Annotated in this window: 2 protein-coding genes; both read right to left on the reverse strand. The window is 72.7% G+C overall.

Features of this window, described 5'->3' with window-relative positions:
- Nucleotides 1-71 precede the first annotated feature (71 nt).
- Nucleotides 72-971, reverse strand: a complete 900-nt coding sequence (locus BZL64_RS09495) for a phosphoribosylaminoimidazolesuccinocarboxamide synthase (RefSeq protein ID WP_086768028.1) — start codon at nt 969-971, stop codon at nt 72-74.
- 103 nt (nt 972-1,074) lie between these two features.
- Nucleotides 1,075-2,359, reverse strand: a 1,285-nt coding sequence (locus BZL64_RS09500) for a N,N-dimethylformamidase beta subunit family domain-containing protein (RefSeq protein ID WP_086768030.1), incomplete at its 5' end; no start/stop codon positions are given.

Consider the following 2,359-nt stretch of genomic DNA (forward strand, 5'->3'; position numbering starts at 1 on the left):
TTCGAGCCTCGTCGTCCGCTCAGGAAACAAGCCCCCCGGTCTCGGCCGGGGGGCTTTTCCGTGCCCGCGGTCTACGACCAGCTCGTGCCCGTCAGCCGCTCGAAGGCCTCGATGTACTTGGCGCGGGTCGCGTCGACGACCTCCTGCGGCAGCTCCGGCGGCGGCTGCTCGCTCGCGCGGTCCCAGCCGGACGCCTCCGAGGTCAGCCAGTCCCGCACGAACTGCTTGTCGTACGACGGCTGCGCGCGGCCCGGCTGCCAGGTGTCGGCCGGCCAGAAGCGGGAGGAGTCCGGGGTGAGGACCTCGTCGGCGATGACGAGCGTCTCGCCCTCGAAGCCGAACTCGAACTTGGTGTCCGCGAGGATGATGCCCCGGTCGCGGGCGATGTCCCGGGCCCGGCCGTAGACGGCGAGGGTCGCCTGGCGGAGCCGGGCGGCGGTGTCGGCGCCGGTCTGGCGGGCCACCTCCTCGTAGGAGACGTTCTCGTCGTGGTCGCCGACCGCGGCCTTGGTGGCCGGGGTGAAGATCGGGGCGGGCAGCTCGGAGCCGTCGACCAGGCCTTCGGGGAGGGCGAGGCCGCAGACCGTGCGGGACTCCTTGTACTCGGCCAGGCCGGAGCCGGTGAGGTAACCGCGGGCCACGCACTCGACGGGGACCATCCGGAGCGACTTGCAGACCAGGGTGCGGCCGGCCCAGTCGGCGGGCGCGCCCGCGGGCAGCTCGGTGCTCAGGACGTGGTGCGGGACCAGGTCGGCGAGCTGGTCGAACCACCACAGGGAGAGCTGCGTCAGGACGCGGCCCTTGTCGGGGATCTCGGTGGGCAGGACCCAGTCGAAGGCGGAGATGCGGTCGCTGGCGACCATCACGAGGTCGCCGGCCTCGTTCTGGTACAGCTCGCGCACCTTGCCGGTGTGCAGATGCACCAGGCCCGGCACCTCCAGGGGCTCGGGCTTTTCTACGAATCCGGACACGGTTCCTCCCCGTGGTTCTGTCTCAGTGGCTTGATTGTCCCGTACATCGGGATTGGCCGGAGACAGCGGGGTCCGGGCATGGCGCGGAGGGGTCGGCGGGGTGTCAGTCGCGCTTGCAGATGCGGTCCAGGAGGTTCGCGGTGGCCCGCTGGACGCGGGGGTCCACATGGCCGGGGCGATCCAGGGCCGGCGACCAGGCGAAGGTGCCGGAGGCGAAGACCAGGGCGCCGGAGGGGGCGCGGTAGAGGGAGGTCTCCTGGTGGCGCCGGGCGCCCCGGCTGTCGGTGTACGGGGAGTGCGCGAGGAGGGTGCGCTCCTCGTGGGGCGGCAGCGGGGTGCGCGGGAAGTAGCGGTCGGCCTCGCCCGCGACCAGGCCGTCGATACCGTCGCCCTCGTGCGCGCCGGTCGCCTCCCACAGCCAGTGCCCGGCGTTGCGGACGATCAGCGGCTGGGGTTCGGGGACGCGGCCCGCGTACTGGATGCCCAGCAGTTGCTGTTCGGCGCGGTCGATCTCGCGCCAGAGGGCGGGCCGGCCGGGGCCCCTGCGCTTGCGGCAGGTCAGCAGGCGGCCGGGCACGCCGGACGGGGACGGGGCCAGCTCCACCTGCCAGTACAGGGTGTTGGCGGAGAGGAAGACGAGCGAGGTGCCGCTGTCGCGGGCGAGTTCCACGGTGCGGCGCATGGCCGTCGACCAGTACTCGTCGTGGCCGGGGAAGACCAGGCCGCGGTAACGGGTGGGCTGGACGTGACCGGCGTGCAGGTCGCCGGCGTCGGCGTAGGCGAGGTCGTAGCCGTAGCGCTCGGCCCAGCGGATGAAGTCGTAGGCGTGGCCGACGTGCAGGGGGAGGCCGGCGCCCGCGTACGGCCGGTCGAAGGAGACGGTCGTCGCGGCGTCGGCCTCGCCGAGGAGGCGGCCGTTCTCGTCCCAGGCGTGGTAGAGGCTGGCACCGGTGCGGCCGTCCTCCGGGTAGAGGTTGTAGGCCTGCCAGGTGATGTCGGGGAGCAGCACGAGGAAGTCGGCGGGGCGGTTGTCCCGGACGGTGAACGGGACGTGGGAGCGGTAGCCGTCGGCGGTGGTGAGCACGGCGACGTACGCCCCGACGTTCCAGTGCGAGGGGACCTGGAGACGCCAGGAGAGCCACCAGTGGTGGCAGGAGACCGTGCGGTCGGCGGTCAGGGGCGGGGGCTGGACTATGCCGGAGAGACGGGGGCTGGTGGTGATCTTGGCCGCGCCGTCGCCGTCGTAGTGGCCGATGCGGTAGATGTCGACGCTGAATTCCTGGGGCGGGTCGACCGTGATGCGGAAGTCGACGGCCTCGCCCGGGGCGACCGCGCCGGTGGAGGTGAAGCCCTTGATCTGGCGGCGGACGTCGTCGGCGGAGCGGGGT

The organism is Streptomyces bobili, assembly GCF_002154575.1.
Taxonomy (GTDB): Bacteria; Actinomycetota; Actinomycetes; order Streptomycetales; family Streptomycetaceae; genus Streptomyces; species Streptomyces bobili.